We start from the raw sequence: 14,640 nt of genomic DNA, 5'->3' as shown, positions 1-14,640 counted from the left end.
CATGTTCGAGTTGCTGAAGAGCGTCAACGACCCCAAGGACCTGCGCGCCCTGTCGCGCCAGGATCTCCATGTCCTGGCGCAGGAGCTGCGGGAATATCTGATCCAACTCGTGAGTCGCACCGGCGGCCACCTCTCCTCCAACCTGGGCACAGTGGAGCTCACCATCGCCCTGCATTACGTGTTCGATACGCCCCACGACCGCCTGGTATGGGACGTGGGCCACCAGACCTACGGCCACAAGATCCTGACCGGGCGGCGCACCCTCATGGACCGCCTGCGCATGGAAGGCGGGCCCTCGGGCTTTCCGCGCCGCAGCGAGAGCGTCTACGACACCTTCGGCACCGCCCACTCCAGCACCTCCATCAGCGCCGCCCTGGGCATGGCGGTGGCGGCCCAGCGGGCCGGGGTGAAGCGCCACGTGGTGGCGGTGATCGGCGACGGCGCCATGACGGCGGGCATGGCCTACGAGGCGCTCAACAACGCCGGGGCCATGGACGCCAACCTCCTGGTGATCCTCAACGACAACGAAATGTCCATCTCGGAGAACGTGGGCGCCATGAACCGGTACCTAGTGCGCCTGCTCTCCAGCCGCTTCTACCACCAGGCCAGGGAGGCGGGGCGCAGGATGCTGGAGAAGCTGCCCCCCGTGCTGGAGCTGGCCAAAAAGGCCGAGGAGCACATGAAGGGCATGGTGATGCCCGGTACCCTGTTCGAGGAGCTGGGCTTCAACTACATCGGCCCCATCGACGGCCACGACCTGGACACCCTGATCGAGACCCTGGACAACATCAAGCGCCTGGAGGGTCCCCAGTTCCTGCACATCGTGACCCGCAAGGGAGCCGGCTACAAGCTGGCAGAGGACAATCCTATTCTGTACCACGGGGTGAGCAAATTCGACCCGGCCCAGGGCATCCAGTCGGCCAAAGGCGGGGGATCCCCCACCTACACTCAGGTTTTCGGCGACTGGCTGTGCGACATGGCGGCGGCCGACTCCCGCCTGGTGGCCATCACTCCGGCGATGCGGGAGGGTTCTGGGCTGGTGCGGTTCTCGGAGCTCTTCCCCGACCGCTACTTCGACGTGGGCATCGCCGAGCAGCACGCCGTCACTTTTGCCGCGGGGCTCGCCTGCGAGGGGCTCAAGCCCGTGGTGGCCATCTATTCCACTTTCCTGCAGCGGGCCTACGACCAGTTGATCCACGACGTGGCGATCCAGAACCTGCCAGTGGTCTTCGCCATCGACCGGGGCGGGCTCGTGGGCGGGGATGGGGCCACCCACAACGGGGCCTTCGACCTCACCTACCTGCGCTGCATCCCCAACATGACCGTGATGGCGCCGGCCGACGAAAACGAGTGCCGGCGCATGCTCTACACCGCGTTTCAGATGGACACGCCCACGGCGGTGCGCTACCCGCGGGGCAGCGGCCCGGGCGTGCCGGTGGAAAAGGAGATGCGCAGCCTTCCCATCGGCAAGGGCGAGGTCCGGCGCCGGGGCCGGCGGGTGGCCCTGCTTGCCTTCGGCGCCATGCTGGCGCCCAGCCTGGAGGCAGCCCAGGCGCTGGACGCGACAGCGGCCAACATGCGCTTCGTGAAGCCCCTGGACGAAGCCCTGGTCCTGGAACTGGCCGCCTCCCACGAGCTGCTGGTGACGGTGGAGGAAAACGCCATCGCCGGGGGCGCGGGCAGCGCGGTGCTGGAGTGCCTGGCGCGCCATGGAGTGGGGGTTCCCGTGCTCCAGCTCGGGCTCCCGGACCGATTCATCGACCATGGCAACCCCGCCCAACTGCTCAAAGGCTTGGGTCTCGACGGGGAAGGGATCGTGGCCACCGTGCGGCAGCAATTACCCGAGTAGTTTACTCAGAAATTACCCGGCCGGTATAATATTGCCGTTCTCCTTAGAGAAAGCCCGTTCCATGAACCGCAAAGCCGAATTTCCGTTGATGCCCGATGTCCAGAGCAGCCCGGACTCGCGGCACCTTGCCATCGACCGGGTGGGCATCAAAGGAATCCGCCACCCGGTGCGGGTCGCCGATAAGAGCGGCGGGGTGCAGCACACCGTGGCCACCTTCAACATGTACGTGCACCTGCCCCACAACTTCAAGGGCACCCACATGTCCCGCTTCGTCGAGATTTTGCACGGCCAGGAGCGAGAAATCTCGGTGGAATCCTTCGAGTCTATGCTGCGCAGGATGGTGCGCCGGCTGGAGGCGGAAGCCGGCCATATCGAGATGAGCTTTCCCTACTTCATCAACAAGTCCGCGCCCGTCTCCGGGGTGCAGAGCCTGATGGACTACGACGTCACCTTCACAGGAGAGATCCACCGCGACGAGTACCGCTTCGCCATGAAGGTGGTAGTGCCGGTCACCAGCCTTTGCCCGTGCTCGAAAAAGATCTCCGATTATGGCGCCCACAACCAGCGCTCCCACGTGACTGTCACCGCCCACACCAAGGGGTTCGTGTGGATCGAGGAGCTAGTGCGCATCGTGGAAGACCAGGCCTCCTGCGAGCTCTACGGCCTGCTCAAGCGCCCCGACGAGAAGTACGTGACGGAAAAAGCCTACAACAACCCGAAGTTCGTGGAGGACATGGTGCGCGACGTGGCGGGCGTCCTTAACCGGGATCCGCGCATCCTCGCCTACGTGGTGGAGTCCGAGAACTTCGAGTCGATCCACAACCACTCCGCCTACGCGCTGATCGAGCGCGACAAGAAAGTCCCCGGCGGGCTCCTCTGACCCCGGATCCGCCGGAAGCGTGGACGCTCTCCCCTTCGATCCAGCCTCCCTCCAGGCTCTCACCTTCGACGTATTCGGCACCGTCGTCGACTGGCACGGCGGCGTGGTGCGGGACGGCCGGCGGCTCGCCCGCGGCCGCCGCCTTAAAGTGGACTGGAGCGCCTTCGCCAACGCCTGGCGCGCCAAATATGCGCCTTCCATGGACCGGGTGCGACGCGGGGAGCTGCCCTGGACCAAGATCGACGACCTGCACCGGATGGCCCTCGAGGAAACGCTGCAGGAGTTCGGCATCGGCTCCTTCACCGAGGAGGAGAAGGCCCAGCTCAATCTAGCGTGGCACCGGCTCGATCCCTGGCCGGACGCAGCCAAGGGACTGCGCCGGCTGAAGAAACGCTACATCGTCGCCACGCTCTCCAACGGCAACGTGCGGCTGCTGGTGGACATGGCCAGGCGCGCCGGGTTGCCTTGGGACTGCATTTTCTCCTCCGAAATCTTCCGGCGCTACAAGCGCGACCCAGAGGTCTACCTGGGTACCATCGACATGCTGAGCTTAAAGCCCCATCAGGTCATGATGGTGGCGGCCCACCAGGACGATCTGCGGGCCGCCCACGCCGTGGGCATGCGTACGGCCTTCGTGCGGCGGCCCCTGGAATACGGGGATCCGGGGAAGAAGGATCTGACCCCGGAGCCCGTGTTCGACCTGGTGGTGGACAGCCTGGAGGAGCTGGCGGAGCGGCTGGGAGCCTGAGGGCAAGACCCGGGGAAGTATCCAGGCTAGAAGCGCTTTTTCAGGGTCAGGGTGCTGCCCTCCTGGCGCATCTCCACCCGGTTGAGAAAGCTCATGCCCAGCAGGATGACCGGCAGGCTATCGCCTTCCTGGACCGCCGCGTCCACGTTGCGCAGCAGAACCTCTCCCACGCGCACCTCGTCCAGCTTGATCAGGTAGATCGGCACCGGCCCGTTGGCGGTGGACGCGTAGCGCTGCACGCCCCCTTGATAGTGGAGGCCGATGCGTTTCGCCTCCCGGCTGGGAATGGTTACCAGGGTCGCCCCGGTATCCACCACGAACTGCACCGGGGCGCCGTTGATCTGCCCGTTGGCGATGAAGTGGCCGCGCCCGTCGGAGATCAGGGTAGCACTGGCCCGGTCGCCGGTGGGACCGCCGCCGGTGACCGCCTGGCCCAATCCCACCGAGCGGCGCACCCCGTCCACTTCGATCACCGCCCGGGCGCTGTCGGCAGCGAGGAGCTTCACTCCCTCGGGCGTCGTCTCGCCTTCCCGCACCGTGCGCGGCTTGCCGCCGTTTACCACCATCACCGCCCGTCCCTTGGACAGGCCCACCACCTGGACATCGGTCGCGTAGGCAGCAAAGGGCGCCCATAGGACGAGCAACAGAATTCGACTAAAATGCCGCGACTTCACGAGCGAGACCCGGAGTCAGGGATGAAACCTGTCGCCATCTTTCGCCACCACCCCGCCGAAGGCCCGGGGTATTTTGCCACATACCTGGAACGCCACGGTATCGCCTGGACACTCGTCCGCATCGACGCCGGCGATCCCGTTCCCGCGGACCTCGCTAGGTTCTCCGGCCTCGCCTTCATGGGAGGGCCCATGAGCGTGAACGACGATCTGCCCTGGATACCGCCCGTGCTCGAGCGGATCCGCACCGCCGTGGAGCGCGGCATGCCGGTGCTGGGCCATTGCCTGGGCGGCCAGCTCATGGCCAAGGCCCTGGGCGGTCGGGTCACGCGGGCGCCGCAAAAGGAGATCGGATGGGGCGAGGTGACCCGCGCCGCCAACGCCGCGGCCGAGGAATGGTTCGCGGGACTGCCGGAGCGCTTTCTGTCCTTCCACTGGCACGGGGAGACGTTTTCCCTCCCTGAAGGCGCGACCCACGTGCTCTCGAGCCCCTTGTGCCAGAACCAGGGCTTCGCCCTCGGCAACAGCATCGCTTTGCAGTGCCACGTGGAAATGACCGAGGAGCTGGTGCGCGCCTGGTGCCAAGCGGGCAAGCGCGAGATCGAGGCCTCCCGCTCGAGCCCTGGCGTGCAGCCGCCGGAGGCCATGCTGCAAGACTTGGAGTCCCGGGTGAGCGCCCTGCACCGGGTCGCCGACGCAGTCTACGGGCGCTGGATCCGCAAACTGCAGGGATAGACAGCCATGTCGGCCACGCTGACCGCCCGCCGCTCCTGGCGCAATCAACTGCGGGACTGGATCGAAGGACCCCAGGTGCAGCGGCTGGTGACCGCCCTCATCGTGGTCAATGCCGTGACCCTGGGCATGGAGACCTCGCCCGCCCTGATGGCCGCCGCCGGTCCGCTGCTGGTGGCGCTGGACGCGGCCATCCTTTCCGTTTTCGTCGTGGAGATCGCCTTGCGCGTGATCGCCCGGGGCCCGGGATTCTTCCGCGACCCATGGAGCGTGTTCGATTTCGCGGTGGTGGCCATCGCCCTCGTCCCATCGAGCGGCCCCTTCTCGGTGCTGCGGGCCCTCAGGATCCTGCGGGTGCTGCGGTTGCTCTCCATCGTGCCGTCCATGCGGCGGGTGGTGACGGCGCTCCTCGCCTCGATCCCCGGCATCGGCTCCATCGCCGTGATCCTGCTCATCCTTTTCTACGTGTTCGCGGTGATCGCCACCAATCTGTTCGGCCAGGCCTTCCCGGAGTGGTTCGGCTCGATCGGCCTCTCCATGTACACTTTGTTTCAGGTGATGACCCTGGAGAGCTGGTCCATGGGAATCGCCCGGCCGGTGATGGAGAGATATCCTTACGCTTGGGCGTTTTTCATCCCCTTCATCCTGACCGCCACCTTCACTATGCTGAACCTGTTCATCGGCGTCATCGTCAACGCCATTCAGGTGCAGGAGAAGGAAATCCGGGAGGAAACCACCGCCGCGGTGGAGCACGCGGCGCGGGAGGTGGTGAGCGCCTCCCGGGCCGAGATCGAATCCCTGCGGGAGGAGCTGCGGGCGTTGCGGGCCCTGCTGGAGGCGCGTCTGCCCGCGGGCGCCGGCCAGAGGCAAGCGCCTAATCGCGGTAATTGGTGAACTGCAGGGGAAAGTCGGTCACCGACTTGCGCACGAGCTGGATCGCTTCCTGCAGCAGGTCCTTCTTCGCGCCGGAGACCCGTACGGCGTCGCCCTGAACGCTGGCCTGGACCTTGAGCTTGCTGTCCTTGACGAGCTTGACGATTCTTTTCGCCAGGTCGCTGTCCACCCCGACCCGGACGGTGACGACCTGCTTGACCTTGTTGCCACCGATGGCCTCCACCTTCTCCCGCTCCAGGCAGCGTACGTCGACGCCCCGTTTGGCGAGCTTGGCGAGCAGGATGTCGTTCACCTGGCCCAGCTTGAACTCGTCATCGGCATAGAGGGTAAGCTGGTACTCCGCCAGCTCCACCCGAGCGTCGGAGCCCTTGAAATCGAAGCGGGTGGAAATTTCCTTGTTCGCCTGGTCCACGGCGTTGCGCAGCTCCTGCTTGTCCACCTGGGAGACGATATCGAACGAGGGCATGGCCAATTTCCCCAAACAAGAAAGATAAGATCTGTGGCCCCATCATCTTCTGCTCTTCAGCTTCAGTTTCGCCGCGATGCGCATCCGTAGGGCGTTCAGCCGTATGAAGCCGGCCGCGTCGGCCTGGTTGTAGGCGCCCCGATCCTCTTCAAAGGTGGCGATAGTGGGATCGAAGAGGGAATCGGTGTCGGAGCCCCGACCTACCACGATCACGTTGCCTTTGTAGAGCTTTAAGCGCACCCAGCCGTTCACCGTCGCCTGGGAGGCGTCGATCAGCTCTTGCAGCAGCCGCCGCTCGGGGCTGAACCAGTAGCCGTTGTAGATGAGGGAGGCGTAGCGGGGCATGAGCTCGTCCTTGATATGGGCCACCTCCCGGTCCAGGGTAATGGACTCCATGGCGCGATGGGCCTTGAGCAGGATGGTGCCGCCCGGCGTCTCGTAGCAGCCTCGCGACTTCATGCCGACGTAGCGGTTCTCCACCAGATCGAGACGCCCGATGCCGTGCTTCGCTCCCAGCCGGTTGAGCGTGATCAGCACCTGGGCAGGCGTAAGTTTGCGGCCGTTCACCGCCACGCAGTCGCCATGCCGGAACTCGAGCTTCACGTACTCCGGCTTGTTGGGCGCCCGCTCCGGCGCCACGGTCCAGCGCCACATGGATTCCTCCGGCTCCTTCGCCGGATCTTCCAGGATGCGCCCCTCGTAGGAGATGTGCAGCAGGTTAGCGTCCATGCTATAGGGGGACCCCCCCTTTTTTTTCATTTCCACCGGGATGCCGTGCTTCCTGGCGTAGGCCATAAGCTTTTCCCGAGAGGTGAGGTCCCATTCCCGCCAGGGGGCGATCACTCGGATGTCGGGCGCGAGCGCGTAGTAGCCCAGCTCGAAGCGCACCTGGTCGTTGCCTTTGCCGGTGGCGCCGTGGGCTACCGCATCTGCCCGGGTCCTGCGCGCGATCTCGATCTGGCGTTTGGCGATCAAGGGCCGGGCGATGGAGGTGCCGAGCAGGTACTCGCCCTCGTAGACGGCGTTAGCGCGGAACATGGGAAACACGAAGTCCCGGGCGAACTCCTCCTTGAGATCCTCGATGTAGATCTCCTTGACACCCAGCTTCTTGGCCTTCGCCCTGGCAGGCGCGAGCTCCTCTCCCTGGCCGATGTCGGCGGTGAAAGTCACCACCTCGCAGCCATAGGTATCCTGGAGCCACTTGAGAATGACGGACGTATCCAACCCGCCGGAATAGGCGAGTACCACCTTTCTAACTTTGTTCATTTCGCTTTTGCTACGGATTAAAAATCGCCTGCCTGCCCCCCTTACCCATCCTCCAGGCGCCCGAGCAGCAGGTATTCCATGAGCGCCTTTTGGGTATGCAATCTGTTCTCCGCTTCGTCCCACACCACGCTTTGGGGGCCGTCGATCACTTCCGCGGTCACTTCCTCGCCCCGGTGGGCCGGCAGGCAGTGCATGAAAAGCGCATCGGGCCTGGCGAGCCGCATCATGCGGGCGTCCACCCGCCAGCGCTCGAACGCTTTGCGCCGCGCCTCGTCCTCCGCCTCGAAGCCCATGCTGGTCCACACGTCCGTGGTCACTAGGTCCGCGCCCCGGGCGGCGTCCATGGGGTCGGGGAAATGCTCGTAACGGCTCAGGTCGTCGATTCCGGCCCGCTCCGGCTCCACTTCGTAGCCCGGAGGGCTGGATACCTGGAGCTTGAAATCGAAGATGGCCGCTGCCTGCAGCCAGGTACGGCAGACGTTGTTGGCGTCGCCGATCCAGGCCACCGTCCTGCCCTGAATGGGGCCCCGGTGTTCGATGAAGGTGTAGATGTCCGCCATGATCTGGCACGGGTGGTATTGATTGGTGAGGCCGTTGATGACCGGTACCCGGGAGTGGGCGGCGAAGCGCTCCACGGTGGCCTGCTCGAAGGTGCGGATCATCACCAGGTCCACCATCCGCGACACCACCTGGGCCATGTCCTCCACCGGCTCGCCCCGTCCGAGCTGGGTGTCCCGGGTGTTGAGATAGATGGCCGCACCGCCGAGCTGGTGCATTCCCGCCTCGAACGACAGCCGCGTGCGGGTCGACTGCTTCTCGAAGATCATCGCCAGCGTGCGGTCGGTCAAGGTCTGGTGGGGCTCGTAGCGCTTGAACTTCTCCTTGATGTAGCGAGTGCGGCGGAACAGGTACTCGAACTCCGCGCGAGTGAAGTCTTTGAGCTCCAGGAAGTGTTTGATCGGCATCTCAGCTCGCGGCTTCGCGCGCCTCGTCCCGGAGAAATTCGGTCACCACGGCTACCACCGTGTCCACCACCTGCTGCGCCTGGGCCCGGTCGATGACCAGGGGCGGCAGCAACCGGATCACGCTGTCCGCCGTGACGTTGATGAGCACGCCGGACTCCATCGCCCATTGCACCAGCTCCTGGCAGGGCCGGTTGAGCTCAATGCCGATCATAAGGCCCTGCCCCCGCACCTCCACCACGCCGGGAATTCCGGAGAGGCGCTCCCTGAACGCCTGCAGCATGTACTCCCCCATGCTGGCCGCGTTGGCGAGCAGACCTTCCTCCTCCATGACCGCCAGGGTGGTCAGCGCTGCGGTGCAAGCGAGGGGCCCGCCGCCGAAGGTGGAGCCGTGGGTGCCGGGCTTGAACACACCCGCCGCGGCGCCCCGGGCGAGGCAGGCGCCCACGGGAACGCCGGAGCCCAGGCCCTTCGCCAGGGTCATCACGTCGGGGAGCATGCGGGTGTGCTGGAAGGCGAACCAGCGGCCGGTGCGGCCGATGCCGCACTGCACTTCGTCCAGCATGAGAAGCCACCCGAACCGGTCGCAGACGGCCCGCAGCCGCTCCAGGTAAGTCGCCTCCGGAACCTGCACCCCGCCCTCCCCTTGGAAGGGCTCTACCAGCACCGCCACCACGTTGCGGTTGTGCTCCCCCACCTGCTCCACTGCCCGCACGTCGTTGTACGGCACCCGCGCGAACCCCCCCAGCAGGGGCTCGAACCCGGCCTGAACCTTGCGGTTGCCGGTGGCGGTCAGGGTGGCCATGGTGCGCCCGTGGAACGCCCGCTCCATGACGATGATGGTGGGGGTTTCGATGCCCCGCCGGTGGCCGTAGAGGCGCGCCAGCTTGATGGCCGCCTCGTTGGCCTCGGCCCCCGAATTGCAGAAAAAGGCGTTGTCCATCCCGGACAGGGCGCACAGGCGTGCGGCCAGCTCCTCCTGCAGCGGGATGCAATACAGGTTGGAAGTGTGGATCAGGGTCTGGGCTTGCCGGCACAGGGCCTGGGCCAGTCTGGGATGGGCATGGCCGATGCCGCACACCGCCACGCCTGCCACTGCGTCCAGATAGCGCCGCCCTTCCGCGTCCCAAAGCCAGACGCCCTCCCCGCGGGTGAACGCCACGGGGAGTCGAGCGTAGGTATCCATCAGGTATTGCGACATCGCCGCACCAAAAAAGCAAATGCACACGGAAGCTTCCGCCGCCGTGTGCCCAAGTCGCACAATCCACCATATTGTGGCGGCAAGGGGGTCGCGGTGCAAGGGTCCGCCCCGAGCGCCGCCTCCGGCCCAGGCTCTGCGGACCGGGAGGGGAAAGGCGCCCCGACTCCCTGGCGCACGTCAGCGCCGGATCCGGCGCAAGCCCTTCTCCTCGCTGCCGGTGAGCACCCGCACGCAGGGCAGGTAACCGTCGTAGACGATGCCGTGCAGCTCCACCTTCTTGGGCGAGCGCAACAAGCCCACCAGGTACTGGACGATGTCCTGGGTGATCACCTGCCCGGGGACCAGGACCGGGATGCCGGGCGGGTAGGGCACGATCTGGTCGCAGGACACCCGGCCCGCGAGCTCCCCGTTCACCCGGTCCTTCTCGTCCAGCAGCGGCGCGATTTCCCCGCCGCAGTAGAAAGCGTCCCGCGGCAGGTATTTGAGCTGGGTGAAGCGGGGGATGTCGGGGGTCTGGTACAGCCGTTGGGGCGACCGCCCCTCCCGAGCGATGCGCATCAGGGCGTCGTAGAGCCGAGAGCACTTGCTGCGGGTCGTGCCGATGGTGAGGAGCAGCGTCAGGGTGTTGAAGGTGGACTTCTCCACCTGGATGTTGTAGCGGTCGAACAGCTCCCGCTGCAGCTCCTCCACCGTGAGCCCGCAGCGGGAGATGTCCACGGTGACCTTGGTCGGATCGAGCCTCACGTTGTCGTTCTTCACTTCCTCGGGCAGCAGGTCGTCCAGCTCCAGCACCCGGAACACGCCGGTGGAATTGATCTGTTCCCGCAGCTCCGCGGCCAGCTCCAGCGTGCGCTTGAGGAGCTTGTAGCCCTCCATCACCGCCTGCTTGCGCCCCACGTCCAGGCTGGCGATCATGGCGTACTGGGGGCTCGTGGAAGTATGCATGTTGAAATTCTCCCGGAACAGGTGCTCGTTGAAGTCCGGGTCGTTGACGTGGATCATGCTGGCCTGGGAAAAGGCGGAAAGCACCTTGTGGGTGGACTGGGTGGCGTAGTCCGCCCCCGCCTCGAGGGCCGTGGGCCGCAGGGAAGGATGGAAGCGGGCATGGCCGTACCACGCCTCGTCGATGATCACCTTGATGTTGCAGGCGTGGGCCGCCTCCACGATGGGGGCTAGGTCGTAGCGCAGCCCGTCGTAGGTGCACGAGGTGAGGATCATGGCCTCTGCGTCCGGATGCTCCTCGATCGCCTTCAGGATGGTCTTCTTGGGCACCGGCCCGTAGACTCCGTACTTCTTGTTGACCGAGGAGTCCATGTAGATGGGGTGGGCCCCGGACAGCACCACGCCGTGGTGCACGGATTTGTGGCAGTTACGGTCCAGGAGCAGCTTCTCCCCCGGCGCCAGCAGGGTCTGGAAGATCACCTTGTTGGCGGTGGAGGTGCCGTTGGTGGCGAAGAAGGTGCGCCGGGCCCCGAACGCCTTGGCCGCCATCTCCTGGGCGTCCCGGATCACCCCGGTGGGCTCCATGAGGGAGTCCAGCATGGGCACCGACACCGAGAGGTCGGCGTCGAAGATGTGCTCGCCCATGAACTCGTAGAAATCGTTGACCCAGGGGCTGCCGCGCAGGGAATCGCCCGAGGAATGGCCGGGCGTGTGCCAAGCGTCCTTGGCCATGAGCACGTAGTTCTTGAGCTGGTCGTAGAAGGGCGTGCGCGCCTTCTCCTGGATCTGGGCGGAGAGGATCCGGTACCAGCCGTTGTAGTCCCGTTCTTCGCGGTAGAAGTAGCCGTCCACCGCCTCGCTGAACAGGGCGTCCACCACCTCGTCCTCCTGCTCCTGGGAAATCAAGATGTAGACGTCCAGCTCGGGCCGGAAGCGGGTGATGCGTTGCACCAGCTCCAGCGCCGACATCTGCAGCGAGCGCTGGCCGTTGGATTCGGCCTTGAGGGTGTAGAGCCGGTCGTCCACCACCACCGCCTGGATGTCCCCGTCCTCCTCGATCTGGTGCAGGGCTTCCAGGGCCGTGGTGACGCCGACGAAAGTCAGCCCGTAGGGATTTTCCAGGGTGCGGGCGGCCGCGTTGAGGCCCTTGATGATTTCCTTGAGGACCAGGTTCTCGTCGTTGATCACCAGGACGCGGCTGACCGGCTTTTTCATAGGGTGGAACGACCCCCTTACCGCAAAAATGCGCCTTTATGCGCCAAAACTCGGGCGAACGCAACCCCTCCCTCCCGCGAGGGGCGGCCTGCAACCAAAATCGTTATACTTGAATCCAAAAGATTGAGAGATTGCCCAGGCAGCGCAGGGATCTCCCCTGGCGCCCGGTCCAGGAGACCGCACCGGATCGACTTTCCCGCTTATGCGAACCCGCCTCGCCTTGCTGCTGCCCCTCCTGCTGGGGGTGCTGGCGTGGACCGCCGGCGCCGTCCCCAAGGAGGAGCCCGAGGTCGCCCCCGAGAAGAAGGCGCGGGCTCCGGTGGTGGTCATGTCCTTCCAGGGGCCCATCGGCCCGGCCATCGCCGACTATGTCTCCCGCGGGCTCGGCTTTGCCCAGCGGGAAGGGGCCGAGCTGGTGGTGCTCCAGATGGACACCCCGGGGGGCCTCGACACCTCCATGCGCCAGATCATCAAGGACATCCTGGCTTCCCCGGTCCCGGTGGCCGTCTTCGTCGGCCCTCGGGGCGCCCGCGCCGCTAGCGCGGGGACCTACATCCTCTACGCCAGCCACATCGCCGCCATGGCCCCAGGCACCAACCTGGGCGCCGCAACCCCGGTGCAGATCGGCGGCGTGCCGGAACCCCAGAAACCCGAGCAGCCGGCCGGCGAAAAAGACAAGGAGACGAAGGACGAGAAGAAGGGGAAAAAGGCCGACGACAAGGGGCAAAAGAGCGAAAAGCCCCCTTCCTCGGCCGACGCCATGCGGGCCAAGCAGATCCACGACGCCGCAGCCTACATCCGCGGCCTTGCCCAGCTCCGGGGACGCAACGTGGAGTGGGCAGAAAAAGCGGTGCGGGAAGCCGTGAGCCTGTCGGCCGAGGAGGCGGCCAGGATCAACGTGATCGACCTGGTGGCCGACGACGTCACCGACCTGCTCAAGAAGCTGCACGGCCGGGCGGTGGAGGCCGCGGGGCAGAAGCGCGTCCTGCAGCTCGCCGAGGCGTCGCGGCTGGAGTACCTCCCCGACTGGCGCACCAAGCTGCTGGCCGTCATCACCGATCCGAGCGTGGCCTACATCCTGATGCTGATCGGCATCTACGGCCTGTTCTTCGAGTTCTCCAACCCCGGGTTCGTGCTGCCCGGGGTGGTGGGCGCCATCTGCCTGCTGCTCGCCCTGTTCGCCTTTCAACTGCTGCCGATCAACTACGCGGGCCTGGCGCTGATCCTGCTCGGGCTCGCCTTCATGATCGGGGAGGCGTTCCTGCCCAGCTTCGGCGTGCTGGGCATCGGGGGGCTCATCGCGTTCGTGATCGGCTCTATCATGCTGATCGACACCGAGGTGCCGGGCTACGGCATCCCCTGGGAGCTGATCGGGATCTTCACCGCCATCAGCGCCGCGTTCCTGGCCATCGTGCTGAGCATGGCTTTCCGGGCCCGCAAGCGGCCGGTGGTAAGCGGCGCCGAGGAAATGGTGGGTGCCTTGGGCGAGATGCTGGAAGACGCTCCCGGCGGAGAGGGGCTGGCGCGGGTGCACAGCGAGATCTGGCGGGTGCGGGCCGCGCAGCCCTTGCGCCGCGGCCAGCGGGTGCGCGTCACGGCCATGAAGGACCTGGTGCTGGACGTGGCGCCGGTGGATTCCAACTGACGAAGGGAGGAAAGAAACAATGCCTTTGTTTCCGGAAATCGGTTTAGGCGGCTTCCTGATTCTCCTCGCCGTGCTGGTGATCGCCTCGTTCCGCATCCTGCGGGAATACGAGCGGGGCGTGGTCTTCATGCTGGGACGGTTCTGGAAAGTGAAGGGCCCGGGCCTCATCCTGGTGATCCCCGGCATCCAGCAAATGGTACGGGTAGACCTGCGCACGGTCACCATGGACGTGCCGAGCCAGGACGTGATCTCCCGCGACAACGTCTCTGTCAAGGTCAACGCAGTCATCTACTTCCGGGTCGTGGATCCGCAGAAGGCCATCATCCAGGTGGAGAACTTCCTGGTGGCCACCAGCCAGCTCGCCCAGACGACGCTGCGGGCGGTGCTCGGCAAGCACGAGCTGGACGAGATGCTGGCCGAGCGGGAGAAGCTCAACGTGGACATCCAGCAGACCCTGGACGTGCAGACGGACGCTTGGGGCGTGAAGGTGTCCAACGTGGAGATCAAGCACGTGGACCTGAACGAGTCCATGGTGCGGGCCATCGCCCGCCAGGCGGAGGCCGAGCGGGAGCGGCGGGCGAAGATCATCCACGCCGAAGGGGAGCTGCAGGCGGCGGAGAAGCTGCTCCAGGCTGCCCAGATGCTGGCGCGTCAGTCGGAAGCGATGCAGCTTCGATACATGCAGACCCTGACCCAGATCGCCGGCGACAAGTCCCACACCATCGTGTTCCCGCTGCCGGTGGACATCATCTCCCTCATGACCGAGACCATGAGGCGGGCCAGGGAGCAGCGCCCGGTCGCCTAGGCCACCTCCAAAAGCGAGCGGCCCGGAAGATTCCGGGCCGCTCGCGCTTCAACCCTTGAGCCGCGGGGTAACTCAGGTCATGGCCTTGATGGCGTGGGCCAGCCGGCTCTTGTACCGGGCTACGGTGTTCTTGTGAACGATGTCCTTGTCCGCGATCCGGTCCACCGTGCTCATACACTGGCGGAACTCCGCTTCGGCGGCCGCCTTGTCCCCCGCCTGGATGGCCTTGCGGACTTTCTTGATGGCGGTGCGAAACTCGGAGCGCAGGGACATGTTGCGCAGGCGCCGCCTCACGGCCTGCCGGGCCCGCTTGCGCGCTTGTGCGGTATTGGCCATGGAAAAATGCCTAAGGTCCTGTTGGAAA

At 65.7% G+C, this 14,640-nt stretch carries 14 protein-coding genes; 7 read left to right on the top strand and 7 right to left on the bottom strand.

The features are described from left to right. The first annotated feature begins 1 nt into the window (after position 1). From dxs to ACTFO6_RS00670, 3 genes are all read left to right on the top strand, one after another. Positions 2-1,849: a 1-deoxy-D-xylulose-5-phosphate synthase gene (gene dxs, locus ACTFO6_RS00680; RefSeq protein ID WP_439932531.1), complete on the top strand. Its 1,848-nt coding sequence runs from the start codon at positions 2-4 to the stop codon at positions 1,847-1,849. A 61-nt stretch (positions 1,850-1,910) separates the two neighbouring features. Beyond that, positions 1,911-2,729: a GTP cyclohydrolase FolE2 gene (gene folE2, locus ACTFO6_RS00675; protein ID WP_439932530.1), complete on the top strand. Its 819-nt coding sequence runs from the start codon at positions 1,911-1,913 to the stop codon at positions 2,727-2,729. A gap of 19 nt (positions 2,730-2,748) precedes the next feature. Continuing rightward, the gene (locus ACTFO6_RS00670) at positions 2,749-3,477 is read left to right on the top strand and encodes a haloacid dehalogenase type II (RefSeq protein WP_439932529.1); all 729 of its coding nucleotides are present in this window, start codon (positions 2,749-2,751) and stop codon (positions 3,475-3,477) included. A gap of 26 nt (positions 3,478-3,503) precedes the next feature. On the opposite strand, the gene ACTFO6_RS00665 is transcribed toward ACTFO6_RS00670, so the two are convergent. Beyond that, positions 3,504-4,121 carry a retropepsin-like aspartic protease family protein gene (locus ACTFO6_RS00665; RefSeq protein WP_439932528.1) on the bottom strand — a complete coding sequence of 206 codons (618 nt, stop codon included), beginning with the start codon at positions 4,119-4,121 and terminating at the stop codon, positions 3,504-3,506. A 51-nt stretch (positions 4,122-4,172) separates the two neighbouring features. Here ACTFO6_RS00665 and ACTFO6_RS00660 point away from each other — a divergent pair, with 51 nt between their 5' ends. After that, positions 4,173-4,883, top strand: coding sequence for a type 1 glutamine amidotransferase (locus tag ACTFO6_RS00660; protein ID WP_439932527.1), 711 nt, complete (start codon positions 4,173-4,175; stop codon positions 4,881-4,883). Positions 4,884-4,889: 6 nt separating this feature from the next. After that, on the top strand, positions 4,890-5,774 hold the full coding sequence (locus ACTFO6_RS00655) for an ion transporter (protein WP_439932526.1): 885 nt from the start codon (positions 4,890-4,892) through the stop codon (positions 5,772-5,774). Here the strand turns inward: ACTFO6_RS00655 and ACTFO6_RS00650 are convergent. The 5 genes from ACTFO6_RS00650 to ACTFO6_RS00630 form a co-directional block, all read right to left on the bottom strand. After that, a complete protein-coding gene (locus ACTFO6_RS00650) occupies positions 5,755-6,240 on the bottom strand; it encodes a YajQ family cyclic di-GMP-binding protein (RefSeq protein ID WP_439932525.1) in 486 nt (161 codons plus the stop codon). The two genes, ACTFO6_RS00655 and ACTFO6_RS00650, sit on opposite strands and share 20 nt — an antisense overlap. 42 nt (positions 6,241-6,282) lie before the next feature. Continuing rightward, the gene (locus tag ACTFO6_RS00645) at positions 6,283-7,506 is read right to left on the bottom strand and encodes an argininosuccinate synthase (RefSeq protein ID WP_439932524.1); all 1,224 of its coding nucleotides are present in this window, start codon (positions 7,504-7,506) and stop codon (positions 6,283-6,285) included. Between the two features lie 41 nt (positions 7,507-7,547). Then, positions 7,548-8,471, bottom strand: a complete 924-nt coding sequence (gene argF, locus ACTFO6_RS00640; RefSeq protein WP_439932523.1) for an ornithine carbamoyltransferase — start codon at positions 8,469-8,471, stop codon at positions 7,548-7,550. 1 nt (position 8,472) lies between these two features. Further along, positions 8,473-9,669, bottom strand: a complete 1,197-nt coding sequence (locus tag ACTFO6_RS00635) for an aspartate aminotransferase family protein (protein ID WP_439932522.1) — start codon at positions 9,667-9,669, stop codon at positions 8,473-8,475. Between the two features lie 177 nt (positions 9,670-9,846). After that, positions 9,847-11,826, bottom strand: coding sequence for an aminotransferase class I/II-fold pyridoxal phosphate-dependent enzyme (locus ACTFO6_RS00630; RefSeq protein ID WP_439932521.1), 1,980 nt, complete (start codon positions 11,824-11,826; stop codon positions 9,847-9,849). Between the two features lie 202 nt (positions 11,827-12,028). On the opposite strand from ACTFO6_RS00630, the gene ACTFO6_RS00625 reads away from it, so the two are divergent. Both ACTFO6_RS00625 and ACTFO6_RS00620 read left to right on the top strand, forming a co-directional pair. Beyond that, on the top strand, positions 12,029-13,471 hold the full coding sequence (locus ACTFO6_RS00625) for an NfeD family protein (protein ID WP_439932520.1): 1,443 nt from the start codon (positions 12,029-12,031) through the stop codon (positions 13,469-13,471). Positions 13,472-13,490: 19 nt separating this feature from the next. Further along, positions 13,491-14,276 (top strand): slipin family protein, encoded by a 786-nt coding sequence (locus ACTFO6_RS00620; protein ID WP_439932519.1) that lies wholly within the window; start codon positions 13,491-13,493, stop codon positions 14,274-14,276. A 72-nt stretch (positions 14,277-14,348) separates the two neighbouring features. On the opposite strand, the gene rpsT is transcribed toward ACTFO6_RS00620, so the two are convergent. Further along, positions 14,349-14,612, bottom strand: coding sequence for a 30S ribosomal protein S20 (gene rpsT, locus ACTFO6_RS00615; protein WP_439932518.1), 264 nt, complete (start codon positions 14,610-14,612; stop codon positions 14,349-14,351). Between the last annotated feature and the right edge of the window lie 28 nt (positions 14,613-14,640).

This window comes from Pelomicrobium sp. G1, from assembly GCF_051905455.1.
Classification (GTDB): domain Bacteria; phylum Pseudomonadota; class Gammaproteobacteria; order Burkholderiales; family UBA6910; genus Pelomicrobium.
This window is presented reverse-complemented; position numbering and strand designations above follow the sequence as displayed.

Excerpts from the sequence above, each read along its gene's own strand:
- ACTFO6_RS00620 (WP_439932519.1), top strand. The coding sequence starts at position 13,491 with ATGCCTTTGTTTCCGGAAATCGGTTTAGGCGGCTTCCTGATTCTCCTC.
- argF (WP_439932523.1), bottom strand. The coding sequence starts at position 8,471 with ATGCCGATCAAACACTTCCTGGAGCTCAAAGACTTCACTCGCGCGGAG.
- ACTFO6_RS00645 (WP_439932524.1), bottom strand. The coding sequence starts at position 7,506 with ATGAACAAAGTTAGAAAGGTGGTACTCGCCTATTCCGGCGGGTTGGAT.
- dxs (WP_439932531.1), top strand. The coding sequence starts at position 2 with ATGTTCGAGTTGCTGAAGAGCGTCAACGACCCCAAGGACCTGCGCGCC.
- ACTFO6_RS00635 (WP_439932522.1), bottom strand. The coding sequence starts at position 9,669 with ATGTCGCAATACCTGATGGATACCTACGCTCGACTCCCCGTGGCGTTC.
- ACTFO6_RS00630 (WP_439932521.1), bottom strand. The coding sequence starts at position 11,826 with ATGAAAAAGCCGGTCAGCCGCGTCCTGGTGATCAACGACGAGAACCTG.
- ACTFO6_RS00625 (WP_439932520.1), top strand. The coding sequence starts at position 12,029 with ATGCGAACCCGCCTCGCCTTGCTGCTGCCCCTCCTGCTGGGGGTGCTG.
- ACTFO6_RS00650 (WP_439932525.1), bottom strand. The coding sequence starts at position 6,240 with ATGCCCTCGTTCGATATCGTCTCCCAGGTGGACAAGCAGGAGCTGCGC.
- ACTFO6_RS00660 (WP_439932527.1), top strand. The coding sequence starts at position 4,173 with ATGAAACCTGTCGCCATCTTTCGCCACCACCCCGCCGAAGGCCCGGGG.
- rpsT (WP_439932518.1), bottom strand. The coding sequence starts at position 14,612 with ATGGCCAATACCGCACAAGCGCGCAAGCGGGCCCGGCAGGCCGTGAGG.
- ACTFO6_RS00655 (WP_439932526.1), top strand. The coding sequence starts at position 4,890 with ATGTCGGCCACGCTGACCGCCCGCCGCTCCTGGCGCAATCAACTGCGG.
- folE2 (WP_439932530.1), top strand. The coding sequence starts at position 1,911 with ATGAACCGCAAAGCCGAATTTCCGTTGATGCCCGATGTCCAGAGCAGC.